The organism is Clostridium sp. MF28 (assembly GCF_002969175.1).
In the GTDB taxonomy this organism is placed as follows: domain Bacteria; phylum Bacillota; class Clostridia; order Clostridiales; family Clostridiaceae; genus Clostridium; species Clostridium beijerinckii.
Genome location: NZ_CP014331.1, coordinates 5417675 through 5444167 on the forward strand (window position 1 = coordinate 5417675; position 26493 = coordinate 5444167).

General features: G+C 28.2%; 22 protein-coding genes and 1 pseudogene. 19 read left to right on the forward strand and 4 right to left on the reverse strand.

The window, feature by feature from the left end:
* Positions 1–109: 109 nt before the first annotated feature.
* From AXY43_RS23990 to AXY43_RS24020, 7 genes are all read left to right on the forward strand, one after another.
* Positions 110–439 (forward strand): hypothetical protein, encoded by a 330-nt coding sequence (locus AXY43_RS23990; protein WP_039772383.1) that lies wholly within the window; start codon positions 110–112, stop codon positions 437–439.
* Positions 436–1881 (forward strand): HAMP domain-containing sensor histidine kinase, encoded by a 1446-nt coding sequence (locus AXY43_RS23995; protein ID WP_017212992.1) that lies wholly within the window; start codon positions 436–438, stop codon positions 1879–1881. The genes AXY43_RS23990 and AXY43_RS23995 overlap by 4 nt, the downstream gene beginning before the upstream one ends.
* A gap of 41 nt (positions 1882–1922) precedes the next feature.
* The gene (locus AXY43_RS24000; RefSeq protein WP_017212993.1) at positions 1923–2621 is read left to right on the forward strand and encodes a response regulator transcription factor; all 699 of its coding nucleotides are present in this window, start codon (positions 1923–1925) and stop codon (positions 2619–2621) included.
* A 322-nt stretch (positions 2622–2943) separates the two neighbouring features.
* The gene (locus AXY43_RS24005) at positions 2944–4188 is read left to right on the forward strand and encodes a TolC family protein (protein ID WP_017212994.1); all 1245 of its coding nucleotides are present in this window, start codon (positions 2944–2946) and stop codon (positions 4186–4188) included.
* A gap of 2 nt (positions 4189–4190) precedes the next feature.
* A complete protein-coding gene (locus AXY43_RS24010; RefSeq protein WP_039772385.1) occupies positions 4191–5666 on the forward strand; it encodes an efflux RND transporter periplasmic adaptor subunit in 1476 nt (491 codons plus the stop codon).
* A 13-nt stretch (positions 5667–5679) separates the two neighbouring features.
* On the forward strand, positions 5680–6417 hold the full coding sequence (locus tag AXY43_RS24015; protein ID WP_105412291.1) for an ABC transporter ATP-binding protein: 738 nt from the start codon (positions 5680–5682) through the stop codon (positions 6415–6417).
* Positions 6408–7901, forward strand: a complete 1494-nt coding sequence (locus AXY43_RS24020; RefSeq protein WP_017212996.1) for an ABC transporter permease — start codon at positions 6408–6410, stop codon at positions 7899–7901. Before AXY43_RS24015 ends, AXY43_RS24020 begins: the two co-directional genes overlap by 10 nt.
* A gap of 93 nt (positions 7902–7994) precedes the next feature.
* On the opposite strand, the gene AXY43_RS24025 is transcribed toward AXY43_RS24020, so the two are convergent.
* Positions 7995–8618 carry a manganese efflux pump gene (locus AXY43_RS24025; protein WP_023975342.1) on the reverse strand — a complete coding sequence of 208 codons (624 nt, stop codon included), beginning with the start codon at positions 8616–8618 and terminating at the stop codon, positions 7995–7997.
* A gap of 385 nt (positions 8619–9003) precedes the next feature.
* Positions 9004–9630 (reverse strand): TVP38/TMEM64 family protein, encoded by a 627-nt coding sequence (locus AXY43_RS24030; protein ID WP_105412292.1) that lies wholly within the window; start codon positions 9628–9630, stop codon positions 9004–9006.
* A 226-nt stretch (positions 9631–9856) separates the two neighbouring features.
* Between AXY43_RS24030 and hisC the strand changes: the two genes are divergently transcribed.
* The 9 genes from hisC to AXY43_RS24075 all read left to right on the forward strand — a co-directional run bounded on the left by hisC (position 9857) and on the right by AXY43_RS24075 (position 18605).
* Complete coding sequence (gene hisC / locus AXY43_RS24035) at positions 9857–10921, forward strand: histidinol-phosphate transaminase (protein WP_105412293.1); 1065 nt, start codon at positions 9857–9859, stop codon at positions 10919–10921.
* 229 nt (positions 10922–11150) lie between these two features.
* Positions 11151–12188, forward strand: coding sequence for a M42 family metallopeptidase (locus tag AXY43_RS24040; RefSeq protein ID WP_017212998.1), 1038 nt, complete (start codon positions 11151–11153; stop codon positions 12186–12188).
* Between the two features lie 145 nt (positions 12189–12333).
* Positions 12334–12522 carry a hypothetical protein gene (locus AXY43_RS24045; protein WP_017212999.1) on the forward strand — a complete coding sequence of 63 codons (189 nt, stop codon included), beginning with the start codon at positions 12334–12336 and terminating at the stop codon, positions 12520–12522.
* A 53-nt stretch (positions 12523–12575) separates the two neighbouring features.
* Positions 12576–13232 (forward strand): HAD family hydrolase, encoded by a 657-nt coding sequence (locus AXY43_RS24050; protein ID WP_011969137.1) that lies wholly within the window; start codon positions 12576–12578, stop codon positions 13230–13232.
* Between the two features lie 130 nt (positions 13233–13362).
* Entirely contained in the window at positions 13363–14838 is a 1476-nt protein-coding gene (locus AXY43_RS24055; protein ID WP_039772388.1) for a leucine-rich repeat domain-containing protein, read from the forward strand.
* Between the two features lie 302 nt (positions 14839–15140).
* Positions 15141–16103 carry a GTP-binding protein gene (locus tag AXY43_RS24060; RefSeq protein WP_023976836.1) on the forward strand — a complete coding sequence of 321 codons (963 nt, stop codon included), beginning with the start codon at positions 15141–15143 and terminating at the stop codon, positions 16101–16103.
* Between the two features lie 42 nt (positions 16104–16145).
* Positions 16146–16814: a GTP-binding protein gene (locus AXY43_RS24065; protein WP_017210054.1), complete on the forward strand. Its 669-nt coding sequence runs from the start codon at positions 16146–16148 to the stop codon at positions 16812–16814.
* Positions 16811–17809: a permease gene (locus tag AXY43_RS24070; protein ID WP_039772392.1), complete on the forward strand. Its 999-nt coding sequence runs from the start codon at positions 16811–16813 to the stop codon at positions 17807–17809. The genes AXY43_RS24065 and AXY43_RS24070 overlap by 4 nt, the downstream gene beginning before the upstream one ends.
* Positions 17810–17861: 52 nt before the next feature.
* Entirely contained in the window at positions 17862–18605 is a 744-nt protein-coding gene (locus AXY43_RS24075; protein WP_017210052.1) for a TIGR03943 family putative permease subunit, read from the forward strand.
* Positions 18606–18741: 136 nt separating this feature from the next.
* Here AXY43_RS24075 and AXY43_RS24080 read toward each other — a convergent pair whose 3' ends face one another.
* Positions 18742–19320, reverse strand: coding sequence for a hypothetical protein (locus AXY43_RS24080; RefSeq protein ID WP_023976833.1), 579 nt, complete (start codon positions 19318–19320; stop codon positions 18742–18744).
* Between the two features lie 464 nt (positions 19321–19784).
* Positions 19785–20992 (reverse strand): annotated as a pseudogene (locus tag AXY43_RS24085) (DEAD/DEAH box helicase).
* A gap of 316 nt (positions 20993–21308) precedes the next feature.
* Here AXY43_RS24085 and AXY43_RS24090 point away from each other — a divergent pair.
* The 3 genes from AXY43_RS24090 to recQ all read left to right on the forward strand — a co-directional run bounded on the left by AXY43_RS24090 (position 21309) and on the right by recQ (position 26466).
* Entirely contained in the window at positions 21309–22751 is a 1443-nt protein-coding gene (locus AXY43_RS24090) for a DEAD/DEAH box helicase (protein ID WP_039772395.1), read from the forward strand.
* Positions 22752–23062: 311 nt separating this feature from the next.
* Positions 23063–23932: a methionyl aminopeptidase gene (locus tag AXY43_RS24095; protein WP_017210048.1), complete on the forward strand. Its 870-nt coding sequence runs from the start codon at positions 23063–23065 to the stop codon at positions 23930–23932.
* Between the two features lie 83 nt (positions 23933–24015).
* Positions 24016–26466, forward strand: coding sequence for a DNA helicase RecQ (recQ, locus tag AXY43_RS24100; protein ID WP_105412294.1), 2451 nt, complete (start codon positions 24016–24018; stop codon positions 26464–26466).
* Positions 26467–26493 lie beyond the last annotated feature (27 nt).

The window sequence follows — 26493 nt, forward strand, 5'->3', positions numbered from 1 at the left end:
TTATAGTTAAAATTATAAGTAAATTCTATAATATAGGGATATTTAGCCTTTTTATTATATAAACCACTATAGTTTTGAAGAAATATTTTGATTCACATGGAGAGATAGTATGAAAAAAGAATTGATAAAAGCAATTGAAGCAGCAGAAAGATATAATTTATTTTTAAAGGTAGTGACATCAGTTAGAAACTACGATTCATATAACAGCTTTTTTAATATTTACGATGAGCATGAAGAGGCATGCAGAAGAATTGTTGTACTTACTAAGACAAAGGAATTGGAAGAAGTTTATGATGAAGATCCAACGGAAGAAATAAAAGAGTGCAAAATAGTTCAGGGTAATTTATGGATAAAGGATTATTCCCTGTTGACGAATCCAGATAAAATAAATTTATCAAGTTTATATGTTATTAAGAATTTGGTTGAGGAACTATTATGAAAATAAAGAAACGTCTAACCATTTCAAATATATTCATGTTAATTATACCTGTAATTATCATATTTATTATTGCATTTATAATGAATATTCCATTTTCAAAGGCTTATGAAAATAAATTTGAAGGTTATAGGGAGCATGATCAGAATGCTTATTTCATTCAACAAAGTTTAAAACCAGATATGAGAAATATAGAAAATAAAAATGATTTAGATAAATTTCCAGAGCAATTACAGAAATTTCTTGATCCTAAGGGATATCATCTAATAATAACATATGATGGGGAAATTGTGTCATCAAATATTGAAGATAAGGATAAAGAAGCTATTTCGATGATAGGAGATGATGTACTTTTCAAATCTAATTCATTAGTTTTAGAGATGAACTCCATATCTTTAGTTAAAAATAGCTTTGTTAAGGATAATAAAGTAGTAAATATTATTGCAATAAATCCATCATATAAACCTGTAAGGATTGACATAAAAAATGAAATGTCAACTTTGGTAATAAGCTATATAATAATAGTTATTATAATTTCGCTAATTGTTGTTACGATAACTAATGTTATACTATCCAGTAAGATTTATAAGAAATTGATTCGCCCTTTAGAACTTTTAAGCTATGGAGCTGAACAGATAAAAAACGGAAATCTGGATTTTGAAATGAATTATGAAAGTGATGATGAATTTGGACAAGTTTGTGGTGATTTTGATGAAATGAGATTAAGATTAAAACATTCGGTCGATATGCAGCTAAAATATGAAGAAGATAGAAAGCAACTAGTGGTAGGAATATCCCATGATCTAAGAACACCATTAACTGCAATTAAAGGTTATGTGGAAGGATTACGTGATGGGGTAGCAAATACTCCTGAAAAACAAAAAAAGTATTTAGACACAATTTATACTAAGGCTTGTGATATGGATGTATTAGTTGATAGTCTGTTCCTTTTTTCTAAATTAGATACAGGCCGATTTCCATTTAAATTTGATGTAGTAAGCATTAGGGAATATATAGAGAGATTTTACAGGTGTGCTAAGAAAGAGTTTTATGGAAAAAACGTTGAAATTTCATTTGAAAGTAAATGTGAGAATTCAACATTAGTGAAACTCGATTATAATGAAATAAATAGAGTTCTTCTGAATATATTGGATAATAGTGTTAAATATAAGCAAAGGAATTTAGTTAAAATAAAAATTAAATTGTATGAAGATGAGGAATTTGCAATATTAGAAATTAGTGATAATGGTTCAGGGGTTCCTGATGAAGAGCTTTCAAAGTTATTTCTAAGTTTTTATAGAGGAGATGTTTCACGAACAAAGCCTAATGAAGGAAGTGGACTTGGATTAGCTATAGCAAAACATATAATAGAAGCGCATGATGGAGAGATTGAAGCTTTTAATAATGATGGACTTACAATAAGAATAACATTACCTAAAAGATAATTGTAAAACAGATATATATTATAAGGTAGGGAGGATAGTCAATGAAAAAGATATTGATAATAGAAGATGATGAAAGTATAGCTGAATTAGAAAGAGATTATCTGGAGATAACTGGATTTAAAACAGAAATTGCTCAAGATGGATATAAAGGACTAGATCTTGCGCTAAATGAAGAATTTGATTTGATCCTTTTAGATGTTATGCTGCCAGGAAAGGATGGATTTAAAGTTTGTCAGGAGATAAGAGCTGTTAAAGAAATACCCATTTTGATGGTAACTGCTAAAAAAGAAGATATCTATAAAATACAAGGACTCGGCATAGGTGCTGATGACTATATTGTAAAGCCATTTAGTCCAAGCGAACTTGTAGCAAGAGTAAATGCACATATTTCTAGATATGAACGTCTCACAACTATTGAAAAAAATAGCGATAATGAAAAAAGTTCAATAACTATTGGGCGTATTAAAATTTTACTTAAAGCAAGAAGAGTTTATATAGGGAAAAATGAAGTTAAATTTGCTAACAAGGAATTTGAACTTTTAATGTTCTTAGCTTCAAACCCTAATATCGTATTTTCAAAAGATACATTGCTAGACAGGATATGGGGAGAAGAATCTTTAGGAGATAGTTCTACTGTAACTGTACATATTAATAGAATAAGAGAGAAGATTGAGTTAGATAGCAGTAATCCTGAGTATATTGAAACTGTGTGGGGAGCTGGATATAGATTTAACTTATAAACTAATAATTATTTCATATTGAATAAAAATATGTTTATTTTGATAATGGTTTGAGTTTATACTATAAATTTTAAAAACCACATGGGAAAATAATGAAATTATGAAATGTTGGCTAGAGGTGCAAGTAACTTTTGTAAGAAAATGCAAAAGTTACTTGCACCTCTAGTTTTAATTTATAATATTAAATTTAACATGAATTTAACATTTGTTTATATTCTGTTTATATATGTGTAATAGAGATGTTACAATCCTTTATTATAATTAGAAAATAAATTTAAAATAGAATAATATTACTAAATGACAAATCGAGGAGGAGACAAGATTGAGAAAGACATTTATAAGTTTTTTAATTGGAACTTTAGTGGTTTCTGGTGGCATATCAATTCTTAATATACCAGGTGCATATGCTGCTACGACTGATAATAGTGCAGTTAACGAAGTGTCTGATAGTGGTACGATTAAAGTATCATTAGAAAACATAAGAGATATCATGACTGAAAATAATTTAGATATTAAGATTAAACAGAATAATTTAAAAATAGCACAAGAGGAATATCATGATGCATTAGATGATTATGGTAGTGCAAAGAGCTCATATGATGCTTATAGTGATAAGGAGAATATCGAGTCAAACTATGAATCGGCAAAAAATGCTTATGAAAATTGTACAGATGACGCTCAAAAAGAAACTCTTAAAGTAGCTTATGATAATGCCAAAGCAGCTTATGATGCGAAAAATGCTTATGATAATGCTGATACAACTTTAACGACAAAGCGAGATGCTTTTAAAACAGCCAGGGATGATTATAACAAGGAAATTGAAGATCAAGTTTACGCAGCTCAACAGGCATACATAACTTATTTGTCTGATTTACCAAATGAAAAAATAAAAGAAGATACAGTGAATATTAATACTAAGAAAGAACAAATATATAAACTTCAATATGATAGTGGCTTTATATCTAAAAATAAATATACTGAATTATTGCAAGGAAATACTTCAGTTGACGACTTGGATTCGTCAAAGAATACAGCAGAGCTTGATAAACTTAAGCTATTTAACTTACTTGGAATAAGTTCTGAGAGTAAAGTTACATTTGAAAATGATATAGATAAAAATTTTGATGTTATATCTAAAATTAATTATGAAGATGATTTGAGCAAAATGCTTGAAAATAATATTGATATAAAACTTCAAAATGATGAGATTGATGATTTAGATGATGCTGAAGATGATTATGATAATAAAGATATTTATGATAATAAAGTTGAAGAAGCAAATAACAAATTAAAGTCGCTAATGAATAGTACTGAGACAAGCTTTAAAAAACAATATAATGATTTAATGACTTCTTACAATTCAATAAAAAGCAGTTATGATGTAATAAACCAGAAACAAAAAGAATATGAAATTGAGCAAACAAAATATGATTATGGATTTGTTTCAAAAAATGATGTAGATGCTGCGAAATTGACTCTAGATAATGATAATGCGGATTTTATAAATAAAAGAAATCAATGCTATTTGTCTTATTTAAAGTACATTGAAATGAAAGAGGGTTACTAAAATTGAAGCTTTTATTTAATAAAAAAACTTTAGCTAATAAAGAAATTATGGAAACAACTGAAGCAAGCAAGAAAAAATTTTTAACTAAAAAGAAAGTTATAAGTTTAGTTGCGATATTAGTTGTTTTAGCAATAGGAGCAGGTATTTATAAGGTTAAATTTGCTAAAACGAAAGTAACACAAAGCAGCGTTAAGTATACAACTCTTAAGAAAACAAATATTGCTACAACAATTAGTTCATCAGGCGCTATAAAGAGTGGAGATTCAACTAATATATATTCAAATTTAGAATATAATGTTGCATCAATTAATGTTTCAGTTGGAGATGTAGTAAAAAAAGGGGATGTGCTTGCAACAATAGATACATCAACTCTTCAAGAACAACTTGCTGAGGCAGAACAAACTCTAAATGCAAATGAGCAAAAAAATCAGTTATCATTAACAAGTGCAAAACAAAAATATGACAATTTGCAGTATTTACATGATAATAACTTACAAACTGATATAATAAATGCAGAAAAATCTGTTGATAGTGCAAAACTCGATATGGAAGATAAGAGTAAAGTTTATGAATATGATAAGGTCATGTTTCAAAATGGCGAAATCTCTCAGCAAGATCTAAATACAGCAAAAACCAATTATGAAAATTCCAAAGGAGTTTATGATAAATCAACAGTTGCATTAGAAGCAGCAAAAGTTAATTCTGATCAAGCATTATCTGAAGCAAAAACAGCTTATGAATCTGCTCAAGCAGCAGCTAATGATAAGAGTAATAGACTTGCATATGAAGACAAGAAAAAGAAATTGCAAGATGCTCAGGTTGTAGCGACTGTAGATGGGACAGTAACTAATGTAAATGCTGTAGTAGGTATACAAGCATCTGGGGCATTATTTGTAATTCAGGATTTAGACAATTTAATTGTTAATGCGAGTGTTGATGAAACAGATGTCGCAAAAGTAAAAGTGGGACAAAAAGCTCAAATAACAACGGATGCTTCAGGTTCTGATATTATTGATGCAGAAGTTTTAAGTGTTGAACCAGTTTCTAGTACTGCCAGTGCGAGTACAAGTACAACTAGTAGTAGTAACGGTAAAACTAGCACTAGTACTAGTAGCACTAGTAATACGACAAGCAGTGATGTATCTTTCACAGTTAAGGTACAGTTAACCGGTAAAAATGATAAGGTGAAAGTAGGTATGAATTCAGTAGTAAATATTATCACAGATGAAAAAGATGATATTTATTCAGTACCATATGGAGCAGTAATTAATAACAGTGGACAAAACGAGGTTTATGCAGCAGTTGAACAGGGTGGGAAATATATCGTTAAGGAGATTCCAGTAACTAAAGGTATAGAATCAAATGCAAATGTTGAAATTGATGGTTCTGATCTATCAGATGGAATGATTATACTTAATGAACCAACAAGCTATAAAGTTGGTGATCCAGTAGAAATAAATTCTAGAAAAACAAAGTAGGGGGTGAGTGTCTTTGAGTAAAAATATAATAGAAATGAAAGACATTACAAAAAGCTTCTATATTGGAACTCCAAATCAATTAAATATTTTAAAAAGAATTGATATTAGTGTAAAAGAAGGAGAATTTGTAGCAATAGTTGGTTCATCTGGTTCTGGAAAAAGTACATTAATGAATATTATAGGAGCACTTGATAGAGCAACTTCTGGGAACTATATTTTAGATGGTACAAATATCAATGAAATATCTGATAATGGTTTATCTGAAGTAAGAAATAAACAAATAGGTTTTGTATTTCAGACATATAATCTAATTCCAAGAAGTTCAGCTTTGAAAAATGTGGAATTGCCAATGCTTTACTATGGAATGAGTAAAAAAGATAGAAGAATACGTGCAGAAGAACTTTTAGATCTTGTTGGAATGAAAGATAGAATGTCTCATCAACCCAATGAACTGTCAGGAGGACAAAAGCAGAGAGTGGCTATTGCTAGAGCATTAGCTAATGATCCAAGTATAATACTTGCGGATGAGCCTACAGGTGCACTTGATTCAACAACTGGAAGATTGGTTATGGATTTGTTTCATAAAGTTCATGAACAGGAAGGCAAAACCATTGTATTTATAACCCATAATAGCGAACTTGCGGAGGAAACAGAAAGAATTATAACTTTGAAGGATGGAAATATAATATCTGAAAAAAAGAATGATATGTACTACAGAAGATTTCCAAAAGAGGACAAAGTATGTTTATAAAAGAAAATATAATGCTTGCAGTTGCGGGGCTTAAATCCAATAAAATGAGAGCGTTACTTACAATGCTTGGAATAATAATAGGGATAGCGTCAGTAATTGGTGTTGTTTCAGTAGGAAATGCAATGACCTCTTCTTTAACAAGTTCAATGTCTTCAATGGGTGCAACTAATATTACAGTTAACGTGCAAGAAAAAAGTACTACAAGTACATTAAATTCGTTGAATTCCGATAATTCGAATTTAAAGGACAAAAATAATTCGAATTCAAAAAATTCAGGTTCGAAAAATTCTAATAGTTCAAACTCGAAAAACTCAAATGGCAATTCACCAAATAATAGTGGAGGCGCAAAGTCAGGCGGTGGCGCACCACAAGGTGGGGGTGGAGTGCCAGGTGCAGGTGCAATGAAAGCAGCAAGCGGAGGAGGAATGCCTCCAGGAGGTTCAGGAAGACAAGGAAAATCAAGTAGCACTGCAAAAGATATTGACCTTATGACAATGGAACAGATAAATGATTTACAGGAAAACTTTAGTGACGAAATAAGTTCTATAAGTGTATCTGAAAGTGGTAGCTCAGGTAAAGTTAAAAATGATTCAACGTATTCTAATGTAAGCACAGTAGGGACAAATGTTGGATATAAAGATGTTAAAAATTTGGAAATGGCCGAAGGTAGATATATTTCACAAAATGATATTGATGGAGCAAAAGATGTTGCAGTAGTTTCAGATAAATTAGTATCCAAGATATTTGGAACAAATGTAGATCCCATAAATCAAGATATAAAAGTTTATACATCAAATGCAATTTACACATACACAATAGTTGGAGTATATAAATATAAGGCTTCGGGAGGAAATAGAACAACATCTGATGAAAATTTAACTACTGACCTATATATTCCTGTTACTGTAACAAAGAAGACAGCAACTAATAAAAATTACCAGACATTTCAAATAAAAGCAAAAGATGAAGTAAATGTTCAGTCATTTACTAATGAATTATCAGACTACTTATCTAAGCTTTATGCAAAAAATGCAAAGTTTGAAGCTCAAGCAAGCAATATGGAAAGTATGCTTGAATCAATGACATCAATGATGACTACAGTTGCAGTGGCTATATCTGCTATTGCAGGAATTTCGCTAGTGGTTGGCGGAATTGGAGTTATGAATATAATGCTAGTATCTGTTACAGAAAGAACAAGAGAGATAGGAACTAGAAAGGCACTTGGAGCTAAAAGCAGTCATATAAAGATGCAATTTATAGTTGAATCAATTATAATATGCTCCATTGGTGGTATTTTAGGAATATTACTTGGTTTAGGTGCAGGAGCAATTGGTTCAAAAGCTATGGGATATGCAACTACAGTATCGCCATTAGTTATTTTAGTAAGTTTTTCATTTTCAATGTTTATTGGAGTATTCTTTGGATATTATCCAGCAAAGAAAGCAGCTGAACTAGATCCTATAGAAGCACTTAGATACGAATAGAATGGATTTTAGAATAAGCTAATGTTCTAAAAATAATTTTTAATGCCATGGATATATTCTGCATTACTACTCCATGGCATTATTATATTATTATTAAACAAATATTTCATAAATTCCGAAAGCGATTAATACAATTCCAGAAATAAAATTTGAATATCTAATCAAATATTTTGAAAAATTGATATTTCGATTAAAGTAGCCTATATATACAAATAAGATAGAAATAATAAAATTTAAAAATACACTTATACTAAGATTAACACCTGTTATACTTGCAGCAAAATTTGTACAAATATTGTTTACAGATAGTGAGATGGAAAGAGCTAAACATTTTCTTAGATTTATATTATGAGAGTTATCTAAATTTAGAATATAAGAATCCTCCAAGAGGTTTTTATATTTAAAAGAACTTTCATAATAAAAGGAAGTATCGTAACCAAGACGTTTTTTTTCTAAGCGAATATTCTCAACTATAAAAGAAATACCAATATAACTTAAAAGAATAGCACCAAATATATTACTGACCTTAGGATCTATTAAGGGCAGAATTAATTTACCAATATACATAGAAACAAATGTACTAGCAGAAGTTACTATTGCAAGTAAAATACTATTTGATTTAGATAAATGTATTTTCTTAATTCCATAAGATAAAAAAAATGATAATGTTACTATATTTGTTGAAATAGCTAGTAAAAGAGGTGATATAAGAATCATATGGAACTCCTAAAAATTATTTTAGTATAATATATTCATTTTATTTAAAAAAAGATTGTAATATGATAAATTTATAAGATATTTTTTGTATTTGATTGAAAAAAGAATGAGATATTTAAATATTAAAAGTCGTGTTGTAAATTTCGCTTAATATTTTATAAACATAAAGGTTTGATATTAGGTGATGCAACAAACATATAAAGAAATGGATTTGTCGTAAAAATTCAGTTGTGTTTAAGGGCTATATGTAAGATTATAAAGGTATAGGAAATTCGCCTATAGATGCGCTTAAGTAAGATCCCTATATAAACGATAAGATTTGATAAATATTAATAATAGCTATTGATTATGTAAATATAATAACATAATTAATAGCTATCTTTGTTTAATTAGTTTGATTACTCCATTTTTTGAAATTAAAATAATTAACTAGTATGATAATAAAAAGCATAACAGCAAATACGTACAAAGAATACTTTATACTAATTCCTAAAAATGTATAGAGCAAAATTATTGGCGTATCTGCAAAAAATATTGTTAAAGTATATTTAATAAAGCTAATTTCAGCTAATACAGAAAAAAAACAAATAATGTCGGTGGGAACAACTGGTGAAGATACACCTAAAGCTAGAAGTTGCACATTATTTTTTTTAATCATGTTGTATATTTTGGAATATTTATTTACTATTTTATCTTGGTAACTCATTCCAAACGTAAGTCTTGCAAAGAAAAATAATAGAATTTCACTTAACAAATTCGCTGTTGCAGTTAAAACAAATGCTTCATATGGATTAAACAATATTCCAGCAATAATTATAAAAATTGTACAAGGTATTAGTGTGAAAATTCTTAGCGATGCAATTATGAAAAATAAAATTGCACTGAATTTTTCATATGTATTTAAAAAAAATATTATCTTATTAACTCCATCACTATATAATTGATATTTAAGAAAAATAAATAAGATCGATATCCAAAATATAATAACAATACCCTTGAATAACCTATTCATTAAATTTACCACTCCTTTTATACTGAACTTAAATAAAGCAAAAAAGTTTTTAATAGCAATATTTCTATCTTACTATAAACATTTTACCAATAAATTATAAGAAAATGTTAAAATTTTGGAAATCTTTCGTTTATTTTAAGAATTATTAATAATAATAAAGTAATAGAAGATATTTTAAACTTAATGTATAATATAGTAAAAACATAACATACTAGGGGGCAGTTGTATGAGTAAATATTGGAATGATAAAGTTAGAGAAATAGAGCCTTATGTGCCTGGGGAGCAGCCTAAGGATCGAAAGTACATAAAATTAAATACAAACGAAAATCCGTATCCACCATCAGATAAAGTTTTAGAAGCCATGAGGAACGCAGTTAATGGTGACTTGAAACTTTATCCAGATCCAACATGTAGTGAGTTAATAAGTGAAATAGCTAATTATTATAAGTTAGATGAGAATGAAATATTTATAGGAAATGGTTCGGATGAGATTTTGGCATTTTCGTTTATGACTTTCTTTTCAAAGAACAAAAAAATATTATTTCCAGATATAAGTTATACTTTCTATAAGGTTTATGCTGAACTTTTTGATTTAAATTATGAATTAGTAAAATTAGACGATAATTTTGATATACCATTGGAAGAGCTAAAAAAGACAAATGGTGGAGTAATAATACCAAATCCTAATGCTCCAACAGGAAAATATATAAATACAGAAAGCTTAAAAAGTTTAATTGAAGCTAATAAAGATAGAGTAGTAATTATTGATGAAGCTTATATAGATTTTGGTGGCCAGTCAATGGTTAAATATATACATGAATATGATAATCTTTTAGTAATTCAAACATTATCAAAATCACGTTCATTAGCAGGATTAAGAGTTGGATTTGCGCTAGGTCATAAAGATTTAATAGAGGGATTAAACAGAATTAAAAATAGCATAAATTCTTATACTATAGATAGAGTGGCTTTAGCTGGGGCTAAAGCAGCTATTCAAGATAGTAAATATTTTGAGGAAATAACTAAGAAAATAGTAAAAACAAGAGAAAAAGTGGTCAAGGAATTAGAAAAATTAGATTTTAGAGTTTTAAAGTCAAAATCAAATTTTGTTTTTGCTAGTCATAACAGTGCTTCTGGGAAGTTTATTTATGAGAATTTGAAATGTCAAGGAATACTAGTAAGATATTTTGATAAAGAAAGAATAGATAATTTTTTGAGAATAACAATAGGAACCGATGAAGAAATGGATATTTTAATTGGAAAATTAAGATTTATTTTGAGTAATAATTAAAAAGAATTATGATAAAAGTATAGCAAAGTTGGATGCAATGCGCTAAATAGGATTACTTTTGGAAATCCTATTTAGTGAATTGTATCTAATTTTACTTATTAGAGAATGTTATTAGTCATATAGAGTAAGAGTTAAGGATATTGATATAATGAAATTTTTGTCTGAATTTATGATTAGGCATTTTTGAAATTAACAAAGAGATTTTAATTTTTGAAGGAAGGTTGATTTTATGGAATTATGTGTTAATAAAGAATACGTTTTAGATGTTGCAAAGGAGATATTAGAATTTGATAGTCCAACTGGCTTCTGCTTTGAGATAATTGATAAAATAAGAGATATAGTTAAAGAACTAGGATATAGTTTTGAAACTACCAATAAAGGTTGTGGAATAATAACTATAAAGGGTAAATCGGATGAAAAAATATTAGGATTATCTGCGCACGTAGATACGTTAGGAGCCATGGTTAGATCAATAACTTCAGATGGAAAAATAAAGTTTACCTTACTTGGAGGACCAATTGTTCCGACTTTAGACAGCGAATATTGTACAATACGAACAAGGGAAGGAAAGAAATATACAGGAACATTCTTAAGCACAAGTCCTGCAGCCCATGTTTTTGAGGATAGCTCAAGTAAAACAAGAGATCCAAAAAATATGGAAATAAGAATTGATGAAGAGGTTCATTCAAAAAGTGATGTTCAAAAGTTGGGTATTTGTGTAGGAGATTTTATATTTATTGATCCTAAAACAACAATTACTGAGAGTGGGTTTATAAAGTCAAGATTTATTGATGATAAAGGTAGTGTTTCTTGTTTAATGGGTTTATTGGAATTATTTAATAGAGAAAAAATAGTTCCTAAATATACTACCAAGATATTAATTTCAACTTATGAAGAAGTTGGACATGGAGCATCATATATACCAAGCGATATAGTTGAGATGATAGCAGTAGATATGGGATGTATTGGCGATGATTTAACTTGCAGTGAATATGATGTATCAATATGCGCCAAAGATTCAGGAGGACCATATGATTATAATATGGTAACAAAACTAATTAATCTTGCAAAGGATAATGAGCTTAAATATGCTGTAGATATTTATCCAATGTACGGCTCAGACGTAGGGGCTGCTTTAAGAGGTGGAAATGATATACGCGGAGCGTTGATAGGACCAGGTGTCCACGCATCTCATGGCATGGAAAGGACTCATTATAGTGCTTTTGAAAATACTATTAAATTATTATATTCTTACTTAACTAATTAAAAAATAATCATAATCTATTAGTAGGATTGCAAAATTAAATGTATGTTATATAAAGTAGCTTTTGAGATAAAAGATAAGTGATATAGATAAATTTAAGAAACGATTTTAGTAACTTTTGCATAATTCTATTATGCAAAAGGAGGGGATGGATTATGGATATAGAGAATTTAAAAATGCAAGCGAGTTTTTTAAAAAGAAAATAGAAGAATTTAATGAGATATTAAGTGGAATTAGTTCATTTAGATATATTTATACAGCATGCGAAAAAGATAAGATTAGTGATGAAGGTATAGTTGAATTCGATACGTTTGAGGAATTGTTTAGATCATTATAGCAAATTCTAAAGCGATGTAAAGTTTATGTATTTTATTAATTTGGAGGTATATTATGAAAGCATTTATATTTGATATGGATGGAGTAATTATTGATAGTGAACCAATTCATTTTGAGGTGGATATGCAAACAATAAGAGAATTAGGTTGTGATATTTCAGAAAAAGAATTGGAAAAATACGTAGGATCAACAAATGAATATATGTATACGGATATAAAGGAAAATTACAATATAAAAAAATCACTGGAAGAAATAATAGACTATAAAGTAGAATTGACTAAAATGAAGATTATTGAATCTCATTTAGAGCCAATAGATGGAATCAAAGAATTGTTAATAGAATTAAAGAATAGAAATATTCCTGCTGCAATAGCATCATCATCACCTAAAGATTTAATTGATATAGTTGTATCAAAGTTTAAATTACAAGAATACTTTAAATATATTATAAGCGGAGAAGAAGTTGAAAGAGGGAAACCATCACCAGATATTTATATTGAAACATCAAAAAAATTGGGAATATCGCCAAAAGAATGTGTCGTTATTGAAGATTCTAGGAATGGAGTATTTGCTGCAAAAGATGCTAAAATGAATTGTATAGGATTTAAAAATATTAACTCTGGAAATCAAGATTTATCTAAAGCAGATATGATTGTTAACTCAATTCGAGATATAGATTTAAGTAATATTCTAGAAAATCATATAATTTAAAAGTATATAGAATAAGTGAGAAAAAAGCAGATACTATTAAATTTCCTAAAATTGATTTTTTTAAAATTATTTGAGATTATACGTCTAAAATGGTATAATTTATATGAAAAAAATCAAGGGAGACGATTAGATGCGACGCAATAGAGTAAAAAAAATAGCAATATTAGCAGTATTTTTATGTATTAATAGTATTCCAGTAATAACTTATGCAAAAGACGCAAGGATTAGTGGGGAAGTTGTAGAAAAGAGTGGTGTTGAAATTAATGACAACTGGCTTACAGAAGAAGTGGCCAAGCAGTTAAGTAAAAAAGTGGACAACTTAACAGAAGCAGATTTTTTGAATATCAAAAAAATTGATTTAAGCCATAAAAGAGTTGGTAATAATATACCGGAAGAAATAAAGATGTTAAAGAATCTAGAGTATCTAAACTTAAATTCTTGCTATATATATGAAGATATTCCTGATTATTTGGGAGATTTACCTAGATTAACTTATTTAGATTTAGGAAATAATCAATTAAAGAGATTACCTAAAAATATAACTCAAAAAATAGTAAATGGTACTTATACTTATTGCGATGTTGAAGGAAATAAGTTTAGGTTAGATAAGGGGTGGTATTTTTTAAAGGGTAAATGGTGCTATCTGGATAGAAATGGAAATAGGCTTAAAGGAACTGAAACTATCGATGGTAAGGAATATCAGTTCAATGACGATGGTAATGTAAAAGATGGTTGGGAAAGCGATAAGGATAAGAATTGGTACTATTATGATAGAATAAATGGAGCAATAAAAAATGATTGGAAGCAGATATCTGGAAATTGGTATTACTTTGATAAAGATGGAAAAATGGAAAAAGGATTGCAAACAATAAAGGGTGCTAAATACTTTTTCAATGATAATGGAGCAATGGCAACTGGATGGGTAAAGATAGACAATAGCTATTATTATTTTTCAGGATCAGGAGCAATGCAATATGGATGGTTAACTTTAAATGATAAGATATACTATCTGGATGGTACGTCAGGTATAATGGCATCAGGGGATACGGTTATAAACGGTAAAAAATATAGATTTTCTAGTGATGGTTCATTAATTAAAAATGTGTGGATAGATAATTATACATATGTTAATCCTAGCGGTGAAACAGTGAATACTTCCTCTAATTATTCGCATTCAGGTACAAACTATCAGCTATTTAAATATATGACTAATGTAAATAATCAATTAAGTGTAGATAGTACTGCTGTTGCATTGCATGACGGAATTACTAGTAATAACTGCGTATATTTTACATCTGAAGCGTTAAGAAGAATAGGTGTTAATATACCAACTTCAACAGCAAATACATATCAGTTAGAGAACATATTAAAGAATATGGGATTTGTCTATAGTTATGATTTCTCTCAGATTAAACCAGGAGATATTGTATTTACAAATAATTATACTCATGTTTATATTTTTATGGGTTGGGATAAAGATGGATATGCTTATATTGTAGATAACCAAAGGACAAGCTTTGGAAATTCGGTATTACATAAAAGGCTTATTCTTCAAGATACTGCGACAACAGATAGAGCTACTCATTTCTTCTATTATCCATATTAATTCTGTTGTTAATATGAATAGAAATATATGTGAATTTTTCTTGGATTTTTATAAATGCTAGATAAATTTATAGCTATAAGTTAAAGTATATATCTAAATAAAATAGTAGCATAACATATTTAATTATTTCATTTAGCTTAGGCTATAACGAGGGTCCTTATAATTAATAACTTTTTATTAATTATAAGGACTTTTTTGTTATGAAAAATTGTAAATAAATTTTATTCATATATATTGAGCAATTATAGTATAAATAAAAATATGAATATAATGTATGGTTGCAATGGAAGGAGAAAAGTTTGATGAAAGTTCAAGTTGATATATTTTCAGGTTTTTTAGGTGCTGGAAAGACAATGTTAATAAAAAAGTTATTGTCAGAAAAGGTTTATGATAGCAATACGGTTATTATAGAAAATGAGTTCGGAGAAGTTGGAATAGACGGAGACATATTAAAAGAAAGTAATATTGAAATTAAGGAAATAAATTCTGGATGCATTTGTTGTCAGGTATCTGGAAATTTTGGAGAAGCTGTTTTAGAAGTTATAGGTAAGTATAATCCGAACAATATAATAATTGAACCCTCAGGAGTAGCAAAATTAAGTGAGATATTAAATATTCTCCAAGAAAAGAAGTTTCAGCATGAGCTCGAAATTAGAAATATTTTTACTTTAATTGATATTAGAAATTATGATATGTATTTGAAAAATTTTAAGGAATTTTATGAGAATCAAATAAAAAGAGCAAAAACTATAGTTTTAAGCAGAAGTCAACTTGTAGATAATAAAAAAATTGATACAACTATAGATTCTATAAGAAAGTTAAATTTGAAAGCTAAAATAATATATAAACCATGGGAGTTATTAAAAGGAAGTGATTTTCTTAGTACAAATGTAATAAATGAAAAAAGAAAAATTTTTGCTGCAAATTCTAGTATTAGCTCTAGCGCAAGTAAGCAGATGAGAAGAGAAGTAAATCATAGTGCAAATGAAATTTTTGAAAGCTATCCTATAGATCTTGAAGAAAATATAAGTATGCTTGAAATTCAAAAAAAATTCGAATTTATTTCAACTAATGATAAGTTCGGAAGAATAATAAGAGCTAAAGGTGTTTTTAAAGCAAACGATGGAGAATATTATCAATTTGATTATGTACCTAATGAATTTAAAAGCAGGAAAATTAGATGGTCAAATAAGAAAGTGGTTTCAATAATTGGTAGTGAGTTAAATAAAAGGGAATTAGAACGTCTATTTATTAGGCAAATATAAGAATTATTAATTATTAAAACTTTGTAGAGAGGTGGTGGAATTATGAAAATACATATTGAGATTGTGACAGGTTTTTTAGGAGCTGGAAAAACGTCATTTATAAATTCACTTTTAAAAGAAAGTTTAGTTGATGGAGAAAAAGTACTGGTTTTTCAATTAGAGCAAGGAGAAAAAAATATTGTACATTCTAGTAACATAAGTAATTTTGTAAGAATCCAGGATGCTTTAGATATTAAAGATTTAAAAGAAAAAATGATATACTCAATAAAAAAATATAAACCTAACAGAATAATAATTGAATATAATGGAACCTCTGATTTAAAAGAATTATTCGATATATTGAATGAAAGAATTTATAGAGAATGTAGTAAGATTACGACTATATTCTTTGTTGCAGATGGTAAGACATTAAAGCAATATATTGACAATATGGGAGGCTTTATAATACCTTTTATACAAAACGCCAATATGATTGTTATTAATAATATAGATTATTGCAAAAAAGAAATTTTAAATGAAGGTTTTAAAAAAGTTAAGAATATAAATCCTAAAGCATTTATTTTACGAGTTAGTAATAAGTATATTTTGAATTCTACACTTAGGGAAGCAAGGGTATTGGACAATGGGTGTTTAAAAAAGATAAAAATTAAAATGATAAACTACAAAAAAAGTACTAACATAAAATATGAGGGAAATGAGGAAAATGTATGAATCTTTATAAGAAGAAGGTTAAAGCTTTCTTTATTATAAGTGTAGTAATACTATCAATATATATTTACAATAAATATCCAACCCTTATATATATTGAAGTTATAGGAGATTTTGCAAGTATATTTACAAGTATAATTCTTGAGGCAATGCCATTTATCATAATAGGATCTCTCATATCTGCTATAATTCAAACATGTATATCAGAAAGGATTATTGCTAAGATAATACCTAAGGCAAATATTTTAGGATATTTAGGAGCTGCTTTGATAGGTCTTATTTTTCCGGTTTGTGAATGCGCAATTGTTCCTATAACAAGACGGCTTATAAAGAAAGGTGTACCTGTTGGGTTCGGAGTAACATTTATGCTTGCTGTACCTATAATTAACCCTGTTGTAATAATGTCTACTTACTATGCATTTTACGATAAAAAAATTATGGTGCTTCTTAGAATAGTTGGAGGATTTATAGCTGCAATTCTAATTGGAATGATAGTAAATTCGCTTGAAAAAGATAAGAAAGGATTAGTGATAGATTTTATAGATAATGATAGCTATTGTAACTGCGGATGTAATTCATATGTGGAAAATCAAAACAAATTAAGAGGAATAATTGAACATACAAATAGAGAGTTCTTGGATATAATGGGATACTTGATACTTGGGACATTTATATCTAGCGTATTTCAAGTGGCAGTATCTCATGGAGAAATAAACTTTATTTCTAATAATAAGATTCTAGGAATAGTTGCAATGATGTTGCTTGGATTCTTTTTATCTCTTTGTTCAGAAGTGGATGCATTCGTAGGAAAAAGTTTTTTAACTAACTATTCACTTAGTGGAGTTACAGCATTTTTAATTTTAGGTCCAATGCTTGATTTGAAAAATCTTATTATGATTATTGGAGCCTTTAAAAAAAGTTTTGTACTTAAATTAAGTATAAGTACAATAGTTGTTGTATTTGTAATCTCCTTTTTATTCATGATGTGCGGAATATAAAGATGCACTTTAAATGATAGCAATTTAAATATAAAAAGGAGCTGAAAAATAAGTGAAAAGATTTAATTTTGATGAGTTTTTATGGTTTATTGTTCTTATATTGTTAGATTTCTCTATAATATATTTAATATCTACTGGAAGTATAGGTTTTTATATAGGTAGTAATATGATTAAATATTTTTATATTACTATAATAATGATAAGTATAATTACTGTTTTTCAAATAAAAAATATATTTACACCTAAAGGCAGCATGAATATTAAAATAAAATTGTTTCCAATAATACTAGCCTTAATAATAGGTTTCATATCTATTAATAAGCAGCAAACATTTAAACATTCAGAGCTGAATTTAGAAATTTTAGAAAACAAAACAAGTGTTATTGATAGAAAGTCATTATATGAACATGAATTTGAGTATAATTTTAATAAGAGCAACATAAGAAACAATGAAGAAACTATAAGAATTGACGAACATAATCCTACAATGCTTGATGATATACGGATTAATCCAGAAAAATATATAGGGAAAAAGTTAGAAATACATGGATTTGTATGTAAAGAAAATTACTTAAATAAAGATCAAATAATTATAGGAAGGATTATAATGACATGCTGTGCTGCTGATTCAAAAATCGTTGGAATAGTTGGAGATTATGATAAATCGTATCAACTAAAAGAAAATGATAAGATTAAAGTTATAGGGGAAGTAGGTAGCTCGGTGATTAAAGATGAAAGCAATGTAGAGCATAAAATACCATCTATAAAAATAGAAAAATTAGAGATAGAAAATTAAAGTTAAACGTATATTCATGGAAATCACTAACAAAAGTAATTTGTTAGGTAAAAAAGTATGAATATACGTTTAATATGGTTTGGTTTAAATTTTAATACTGTAGTATTTTATATACAAAATCCACAAACTCTTATCATTATTTAGAAGGATCTGATAAAATAATTGTTACATAAGAAATTTTACCATTTGGTTCATTATTAGAAACTACATTGATCTTAAATGTATCAAATTTATTATTCCATTCAAGTCCAGCTGGAGATATTGTAGAATCCGAATCATCTGCGTTTATTCCTACTAATTTTAAGATGTTAGTTCCATCAGCTGGGAATTTCATTTCTGACTTAGGAATTATCTTAATTTCATTACATTTTGAATCTTTATATTTTATTTCAAAACTATAATCATCTTTTTCATAGGTAGCCTTATCATCTTCCTCGCTAATAGCTTTTCCTAAAAGTTTTTCAATTTCACTTTTGTCTTTATCTTTAAAATCAGTCAAAGAAGCAATTTGTTTAACTTCTACAGTGGGTTTGTTATTTTCGCCAACTATCTTAGAATTACTTTGAGGTGATTGTTCAGTTGTAGATGTTGTGGAAGACTGCTCCGTTGTATTTTCATTATTCAAATTTGCAGAATCTTTAGTTTTTCCACAAGATATTAATGCAGTTGAACTAACTGCTGCAATTAACAATAGACTAATGATTTTCTTTTTCATAAAAATTTTCCTCCAACATTATGTGTATATTTTAGTGAGTTTTTTGGATATAAGTCCTAAATAATATAGTTCATTGTTCTATAAATACCTGATAAGTTTATGATAAACATTTATGAATTGAACTTCTTAGAACATATATACCGTTACATCACTACCGATTATAGCACCGATTAAGTTGGGTAATTGTTTACTTAAGAAAACTTTAATAAAATAATAAGTTATTATTAACTATTATCGTTAATAAAATTAATGGAAGAAAATCATAAATTAAAGTGAAGGCACATCAATAATTAAATAATTAACTAATTGTTATATAGAGAATAATTAGATTAGATATAAAAGAGTGTGCAGAGATTTAAGTTTATTATAAAAATGAAAGGATACTCATTTTAATCATTTGGGTGAAAAAATAAGTATCCCTAATACTAATTTGCTTAAGTTTTATTAAGTACTATAATAAAATTTTATTTGTTAAATTTGCTACTATAAGATTTATTTTTTTGCTCATATTGCTTTGAACTAGAGTTATAATTAGCATCTTCTAAAACTCCGCCAAAAACTTTCTTTTCTTTAAATTGTATATTAAATTCTCTCTCATATTTTTTTATTATATTAAGCTGTTGAACAGTTAAAATACATATAGAAGTACCATGAGCGTTTCCTCTAGCAGTTCTTCCAGATCTATGGAGATATTCATTTAATTTTAATGGCAAATCCAAATGGAAAACGTGAGTTATATCAGCAACATCAAGACCACGAGCTGTAACATCTGATGAGACTAGTATTTTTATTTTACCTGTCCTAAAGCTTTCAATTGCAAGTTTTCTATCTTCCTTAGAAATCTTTCCGGTCATAGCAAAACAATCTTTGCTATGATAATTAAGTTTGGCTGTTGTTAATTCAATATCCTCATTGTTATTAACAAAGATGATTGCTTTTTCTGGTTTTGCAGCAACAAGAACTTTTCTTAAGGTTTCAAACTTATCACGTCTTTCACATAGATAAACATATGCTCAATATTAGGATTTATTAAAGGCTTATCTTCACTTTTTATTATTATTGGTTCCTTCATTAGAGACTTCGCAGTTTCCAATGTTTCAGGTTTTATAGATGCTGAAAATAGCATAAGCTGTCTATCCCTCATTGTTGATTTAACAATGTCTTTAGTAACGTTAGATCTCTTCGGATCTAATAAATTATCTCCTTCATCAATTACTATTGTTTTTATAGTATGAGCAGTTATTTTTTTCTTTCGAATTAGATCTAGAATTCTACCTGTTGACCCAACAATTATGTGAGGTTTTATTTCTTTGAGTTTCTTTATTTGGTTATTTATATTAACATCACCAATAATAGATAGTGAAGTTATAGGGAATGATGAGTTCTCAGCAAGAAGCTTAATTTGATCTTCTATTTGTTTAGCAAGTTCATGTGTTGGAGCCAATATTAATCCTTGCATTTCTCTCTTTGATGTATCTATTTTATGAAAAAGAGGCAATAGATAAGCTAATGTTTTACCGCTTCCTGTAAAGGCTTCACCAATTATATCTTTGCCCTCAAGAGCAGGTAAAATAGAGTTGGCTTGAATTGAAGTTGGTATATTAATTCCTTGTTTTTGTAGTCCTTCTATTATACTTGAATTTAAATTTAAATCACTAAATGAGTTAATCATTAATTTCTCCTTTTATAGTTGAATAATTTTTCTATATATATTGCTAATTAATTATATCCTTATTATGTGCATTTTTCTAGTTAAAGTTACATAATCCCACAGATATATTATCTGATATAGAATGATTATATATTTATGTAAAAAAACTACTCTCTAAAGCAAAATTTAGATTTAAAGTATAAATTGCATTAAAACAATGAAAAAATAAACAAACAAATAGTGTTTGAAAAATAGATAAGAATGGTATAATAAGAAAGATTTATATAATTTCTGATTAATATAATTTAATAAAATAATTGAGGTGAAAATTTAATATATGAATAATGAATTCACTAAATTTAAAATAAGTGATGAAATCCTAAAATCAATCGAGGGACTTGGTTATAAAAATCCATCAAAAGTTCAAGAAAAAGTTATCCCAGAGATACTTTTGAATAAAGATATCATAGTTAAATCACAAACGGGAAGTGGAAAGACGGCAGCTTTTGGGATTCCTTTATGTGAGAAAGTGGATTGGAATGAAAATATCCCACAAATTTTAGTATTAACACCTACGAGAGAACTCGCTGTTCAAGTAAGTGAAGATATAACTAATATAGGAAGGTTTAAAAGAATAAAATCTGTTTCGATTTTTGGTAAAGAACCTATCTCAGAGCAGGAGAGAAAATTGAAACAGAAGACGCATGTAGTGGTTGGAACTCCAGGGAGAATTCTAGATCATATAGATAGAGGAAGTCTTAATTTAGCTCAAATTAAATATTTTGTTATAGATGAGGCTGATGAAATGCTTAATATGGGATTTATAGGGCAAGTTGAAGGAATTATTAGAAGACTTCCAAAGAAGAAAGTTACTATGTTATTTTCAGCAACAATACCAGAGGAAATAAAGGTATTATGTGATAAATACATGAATAAGCCTGTAGATATAAGTATTAATAATCAAAAACTTATTAACGAAAATATAGATCATAATTTATATTATACTAATTATGAAGAGAAGATAGAAAAACTAAATGATATTTTAATAATTGAGAAACCTGAAACAGTAGTTATATTTGCAAAAACTAAAGAGAATGTAGATACAGTGTTTCAATGGTTAAAATCTAAGGGGTACTCTGTTAATAGAATACATGGAGGAATGCTTCAAAAAGAAAGATTAAGCATTATGGATGGATTTAGATTGGGCGATTTTAGAATACTTGTATCAACAGATCTAGCTTCAAGAGGCATTGATGTTAAAGGAATTACTCACGTAATAAATTATGATCTTCCCGTAGAGAAGGAAGCATATGTACATAGAATAGGCCGAACAGGAAGAGCAGGGGAAAAAGGGAAGGCAATAAGCTTTTGTGTTAATGAAAAAAATAAGCTTTTAAGTGAAATTGAAGAGTTTATTGGATTCAAAATTCCTGTCTATAATTTGCCTGAGAAAATAATGGTTGAAAAGGAAAAAAATGAAGGGGTTAAAACACTTAAAAGTAAACCGAAAAGAAAAGAAGAAAAATCAAAAGCCATAAATAACAATATAACAAAAATTTATTTAAATGGAGGTAAAAAAAAGAAGATTCGTGCCGGAGATATAGTTGGGGCTATTTGTAAAATAGAGGGCATTAGATCTGAAGATATTGGAATAATAGATGTCCAAGATTCGGTATCCTATGTTGATATATTAAATGGAAAAGGAAAAAGAGTTATAGAAGAGTTAAAAAATATAACTATAAAAGGTAAAATTATTAAAGCTGAAAAAGCAAAAAAGTAAGTATGTTAATATAAAATTTTAAAGAATGTTAACATAAATAATATTAAGTGGTATTATAGATAGTGAATATGAAATCTTATTAAATATAGGAAATAAAAGTAAATTGATTACTAGTCTTTTGCATTATAAAATTATAAATGCCATATTACTTAAAGGAAGCTAGCTTAAGATGTTAAAATTTTGGCAGAGAAAGAATATAGATGAGCATTTAAATTGATTTAGGTGTATTATATATATAGCTGAATATTTGATGACAAAAAACTAAAATATTAATAAATAATAATGTATTATAAAGAGGTGTTATAAAAACAATGATCTTAGATAGAAATGAAAAATGTTGGTGTGGCAGTGGGTTGAAATATAAAAAATGTCATTTAGAATTTGATGAAAAAATTGAAAGTTTTAAAAGAAAAGGCCATATAGTCCCACCAAGAGATATTATAAAAAGCCAAAAAGATATAGAAGGAATCAAAAGAAGCGCTAAGATTAATGATGGGGTTTTAGACTTAGTTGCAAGTAAAATTAAAGCAGGGATGAGCACTGCTGATATAGATAAATTAGTATATGATTATACTATAGAACATGGGGCGATTCCAGCACCATTGAATTTTGAAGGTTTCCCAAAGAGTGTATGTACATCAATAAATAATGAAGTGTGCCATGGAATCCCAGATGAAAATATTATAATCAAAGATGGAGATATTATAAATGTAGATGTTTCTACGATTTTAGATGGATATTATTCAGATGCATCTAGAATGTTTATGATTGGCAATGTTAGTGAAGAAGCTAAAAGATTAGTAGAAGTAGCTAGGGAATGTATGATAAAAGGAATTGAAGCTATAAAACCTTGGGGATTCTTAGGAGATATAGGTGCAGCGTGTCAGGAACATGCTCATAAAAATGGATATACAATAGTAAGAGCATTAGGTGGACATGGAATAGGTAATGAATTTCATGAAGATCCATTTGTTCCTCATATAGGGGAGAAAGGAACTGGAATGTTGCTTGTTCCCGGAATGATTCTTACCGTTGAACCAATGGTTAATCAAGGAACTTATGATGTTTTTGTTGATGAAGAAAATGAATGGACTATTTATACAGCCGATGATAAATTATCAGCGCAGTGGGAACATACAGTGTTGATAACTGAGACTGGAATAGAAATTTTAGCTAAGTAATATATAAGGTAGTTAAAAGTGGTTTTTAAATCAATTTTGACTACCTTGTTTAATGGAAGTATTAATCTAAGGAGTATTATTAAATGGATAATGTAGCTTTAAATTATTTGGAGAAATATTATGGATATAAGTCATTTAGAAAAGGGCAAGAAGACATAATAAGTAAAATAATAAATGGAGAAGATGTACTTGCCATAATGCCAACTGGAGGAGGAAAGTCAATTTGTTATCAGATGCCAGCATTGATGCTAGAAGGAATAACAATAGTAATTTCTCCTTTAATATCCCTAATGAAAGATCAAGTAGATACGCTAAAAGATATGGGGATAAAAGGCGCTTTAATAAATAGTACATTGAGTGCTATAGAAGAAAAAGAAGTAATAAACAATTTGGAAAATAGTGAAATAAAGATTCTTTATATAGCTCCTGAAAGATTAGAATCTTTTGAGTTTTTGAGTGTTATTTCTAAATGTAATATTTCTCAAATAGCTATAGATGAAGCTCATTGTATTTCTCAATGGGGACATGATTTTAGGGGAAGTTATAGAAAAATATCAAATTTTATAAGTTTACTTCAAAAGAGACCTATAATAACAGCATTTACTGCAACTGCATCACAGGAAGTGAGAGAAGATATAATAAATCTTCTTAAATTGAATAATCCAAAAGTCTTTATAACAGGTTTTGATAGAGAAAACTTATCTATCAGCGTGATTAAAAGTGGTAACAAAAAGGAATATTTATATAAATATATAGAAAATAATAAAGAAGTTTCAGGCATTATATATGCTGCAACTAGGAAAGAAGTCAATAATTTATATGAATCTTTGCAAGCGAAAGGGTATAATGTGACTTGCTATCATGCGGGATTATCTGAACATACTAGAAAAGAAAATCAAGAAAATTTTATATATGATAGAGCTGGTATTATGATAGCAACCAATGCTTTTGGAATGGGGATAGACAAACCTAATATAAGATATGTTGTACACTATAATATGCCAAGAAATATTGAAAGTTACTATCAAGAGATTGGAAGAGCAGGAAGAGATGGAGAAAAGAGCGAATGCGTATTATTATTTTCGCCTCAAGATGTTCAGGTCCAAAAGTATTTAATAGAAAACTCAATAGAAGATGTAGAGAGAAAGAACAATCAATATAGAAAGCTTCAACAAATGATGGATTTTGTATATAGCAATTATTGCTATAGAAAATACGTTTTGGAGTATTTTGGAGAAACATATAATGGGCAATGTGATAATTGCAGTAATTGTTTGAGTGAAGGAGAGTTTGTTGATAAGACAATAGAATCGCAAAAAGTTCTTTCATGTATATACAGGATGAAAGTTAAATTTGGAATTGGAATGCTTGTAGATGTGCTTAGAGGATCTAAAAATAAAAAAGTTATTCAATTTCATTTTAACGAGCTTTCTACTTATGGATTAATGAAAGAATATTCAGCAGAAGATCTCAAAAACTTTATTAATACATTGATTTCTCATGGATATATTAATGTGGTTGAAGGTACATATCCAGTGTTGAGTTTAAATGATAGATCAAGAAGAGTATTAACATCTCAAGAAAAAGTTCAATTAAAAGAGTTTAGAGTAGAAAAGAAAGCTAGTGAAGAAAATGAACTTTTTGAGATTCTTAGAAATTTAAGACAAGAACTGGCAAAGGAAAACAATGTTCCACCATATATAATATTCGGTGACGTTACACTAAAAGAAATGACTGTAAATTATCCGATATCAAAATATGAAATGCTTAAAGTTTCTGGAGTTGGAGAAGTTAAATATAATAAATACGGAAAAGTATTTGAAGATGTAATACGGAATTTTGTAGAAGAACATGAAATTGCTATATCTGATCATGATGAAGGCTTGCTAGACGAACAAAAGAGTATAAATAAAGATGAAGAATCTAGAATAGAAGTTAAAACAGACTTAGAATTATACGAGAGACTAGACAATGCAAGAAAAGAATTCGCTAAAGAAGAAAGAGCATTACCCCAAGCAATACTGACAATGAATACTCTGAAGGAAATAAGTGGAAGATGCCCGAGTTCTTTAGATGAATTAAAAGATATAACAGGCATGGGACCTAAGAAAATAAGTTTGTATGGAGAAAAGATAATAAATATAGTAAACGAATATTTGTCAGAAAATGATAGAAAAGTAGAATGGATTGAAAGAAAAAGAAGAAAGGTTATAATTGATGGAGAGACTAGGGAGAATGATCAAATCTCAATAGATATGCTTAAGCAGAACATAACTATACATGAAGTATCTCAAAAATTAGAGATCTCAATTTCAACTATCCTAGGATATGTAACAGATTATATAAAAGAGTTTGGAGAAAATGCATTTCATATAAATTTGGAAGAATTTTATAATAAAGAAGATGAAAAGCTAATAATAGATGCATGCCAAAAGCATGGATATGATAAGATAAATGTACTAAAAAAAGAACTACCTTCACATATAAAATATGAAAGCATAAGAGCTGTAATTTTAAAAAAGTACTATTTGTAGTCAATTAATAAAATCTATTAGGTTATT